The organism is Rubrivivax sp. A210 (assembly GCF_904426505.1).
Lineage (GTDB): Bacteria > Pseudomonadota > Gammaproteobacteria > Burkholderiales > Burkholderiaceae_C > Rubrivivax.
The window spans coordinates 1-2,421 of the sequence record NZ_CAJGBN010000053.1 but is presented as its reverse complement, the minus strand read 5'-3'; the positions used below and the strand labels follow the sequence as shown (position 1 = coordinate 2,421).

General features: G+C 65.8%; 3 protein-coding genes. All 3 read right to left on the bottom strand.

Features of this window, described 5'->3' with window-relative positions; all coding sequences use genetic code 11:
• Positions 1-40: 40 nt before the first annotated feature.
• From tnpC to tnpA, 3 genes are read right to left on the bottom strand one after another with little or no spacing between them, the layout of a single operon-like run.
• Positions 41-1,636, bottom strand: a complete 1,596-nt coding sequence (gene tnpC / locus JMV16_RS19860; protein ID WP_201496052.1) for an IS66 family transposase — start codon at positions 1,634-1,636, stop codon at positions 41-43.
• 24 nt (positions 1,637-1,660) lie between these two features.
• A complete protein-coding gene (gene tnpB / locus JMV16_RS19855) occupies positions 1,661-1,993 on the bottom strand; it encodes an IS66 family insertion sequence element accessory protein TnpB (RefSeq protein ID WP_201496051.1) in 333 nt (110 codons plus the stop codon).
• Positions 1,990-2,340 (bottom strand): IS66-like element accessory protein TnpA, encoded by a 351-nt coding sequence (gene tnpA / locus JMV16_RS19850; RefSeq protein ID WP_201496050.1) that lies wholly within the window; start codon positions 2,338-2,340, stop codon positions 1,990-1,992. Before tnpA ends, tnpB begins: the two co-directional genes overlap by 4 nt.
• Positions 2,341-2,421 lie beyond the last annotated feature (81 nt).

The following is a 2,421-nucleotide window of genomic DNA, read 5'->3' as shown; positions in this document are numbered from 1 at the left end:
GTAAGCGCGCGGGCAACACACCCCGCGAGTTCGAGGCGATTCAGCGCGAGGCGCCCAGCTGCCAGCGATGCGGCAGCAACTCCTCGATCCGTCCCGCCGGCTGCGTCGGCAGCCGGGTCAGCACGTCCTTGATGTAGCTGTACGGATCCAGTCCGTTGAGCCGTGCCGACTGCAGCAGGCTCATCACCGCCGCTGCTCGCTGGCCGGCGCGCAGCGAGCCGGCGAACAGCCAGTTCGACCTGCCGATGGCAATCGGACGGATCTGATTCTCGACCCAGTTGTTGTCCGCCGGCAGATCGCCGTCGTCGATGAAGCGTGTCAGCGCCTTCCACCGCTTCAAGCTGTAGTCGATGGCCTTGGCTGTGGCCGATCCCTCGGGCACCAGCTTGCGTTGCTGCTCCAGCCATTGATGCAGGGCGTCGGCCACCTTGACCGAACGTTGCTGGCGTATTCGCCTTCGCTCATCGGGTTCGAGTTCCTGCACCGCGCGCTCTACGTCGTAGATCTCGCCGAAGAACTTCAGCGCCCGCTCGCCAACCTGGCTGCCATGGTTGACCCACAGTTCGTGGAACTTCCTGCGGGCATGGGCCAGGCAACCAATCTCCGTCACGCCCAGCTCGAAGCAGGCGTTGTAGCCGCTGAAGTCGTCGCACACGAGCTTGCCATGCCAGCCGTCCTTGCCGGCGTTCGCGTCCAGGCCCAGGAAGCCGCGAACATGCTGCCCGCCGCGGCCTTCGGCGAAGTCGAAGACGACTGCCTTGAGCGCGTCATAGGGGGTAGTGCAGTAGGTCCAGATATAGGCCCGGTGGGTCTTCTTGTTGCCCGGCTTGAGCATCGCCACCGGGGTCTCGTCGGCGTGCAGCACCGCGCTCTTGAGCATCACCGCCTTCAAGGCATCCACCAGCGGCTGCAACTGCACGCCGCACTGGCCCACCCAGCTGGCCAGCGTCGATCTCGGGATGGCCAAGCCGGCACGCCCGAAGATGTGTTCCTGGCGGTACAGCGGCAGGTGGTCCTGGTACTTTGCCACCAGTACCTGGGCCAGCAGGCCGGTGGTCGGGATGCCCTTGTCGATGATGTGCGCCGGTACCGGGGCCTGCACCAGCGTCTCGCACTTCGTGCAGACCCACTTGCCGCGGATGTGGCGCTCGACCGTGAAGACGCCGGGCACGTAGTCCAGCTTCTCGGCCACGTCCTGCCCGATGCGCTTCAACTGGCAGCCGCAGCTGCAGGCGGTGTTCTCGGGCTCGTGGTGGTGCTCGGTGCGAGTCAGATCGGCCGGCAGCGCGACACGCTTGGGCTGCTGCTTGTCGCCCGAGTCCTTGCTTGGCGCACGCTGCTCGATCTCCAGGGCCAGCGCCGCCAGGTCGGTGTAGATGGTCTCCTCGATGAGGCTCTTCTGCTCGGCGTTGAAGGCTTCGGACTGGGCCGCGAACTTCAACCGCTTGAGCACCGCCATCTCGTGGGCGAGCTTGTCGATGGTGGCTTGCTTGAAGGCGATCTCGGCGCTCTTGCTGGCCACGTCAGCCATCAGCGTGCGAACCGCATCTCGCAGTTGGTCCGGGCTGAGCGTGTCGAGGTCGGCGATCACGGATCGTGATCTTGCCGAGTGCCGTGCACATGTGCATCGGCACATTCAGCAATTGAATTGCGCGCGGCTCTACAGCACCGTGATCACGCCGGCCTCGCCTATGCGCGCCCAGGGCAGGCCGAGCACCAGCGCGTCGAGTTGCGCACGCGTCAGTGTCAGTGTCGGGCCACCTTCGCGAGGCCACACGAACTTGCCTTGGTTCAGGCGCCGTGCTGCCAGCCAGATGCCGATGCCGTCGTGCACGAGCACCTTCATGCGATTGGCCCGGCGGTTGGCGAACAGGTACGCGTGATGAGGCCGGGCAGCGCCGAAGACGTTGACCACCCGGGCCAGCGCCGACTCGGTGCCGGCGCGCATGTCCAGCGGCGCGACCGCCAGCCACACGGCGTCGATCCGGATCACCGCAACAGCTCGCGCGTCCAGGCGGCGAAGTCCGCTGTCGCTGATGACGGCCAGGTGATCTTCATCGTCACGGCGCCGCGGCGCAGTTCAACTTCGATGCCACGCTCGGCAACGGACTGCATCGGCGCGGCCGGCAACGCCACTGGGATGAATTCGCGCAAGGACACCGGACTGGCCGCTCCCGCTTCGCGAGCCAGCTTGCGCCACCCGTGTACGACGTTGGTGTTGATGCCGTGCGACATCGCAACCTTGGCCACTGAGGCGCCGGGTGCATCGCACTCGCCCAGCACCAGCGCCTTGAAGTCCGCGCTGTAGCGCCGTCGAGTCGTTGTCTTGTCGCTTGTCATCGTGTCCACGTAAGTCCGGCGTGGACACGATCGTTATCGGTGCCAGGGCTCAGTTCAAGATGGGATCGCTGTGCGCTTACG

Coding starts and splice junctions, on each gene's coding strand:
- tnpA (WP_201496050.1), bottom strand. CDS start 2,340: ATGACAAGCGACAAGACAACGACTCGACGGCGCTACAGCGCGGACTTC.
- tnpC (WP_201496052.1), bottom strand. CDS start 1,636: ATGTGCCGATGCACATGTGCACGGCACTCGGCAAGATCACGATCCGTG.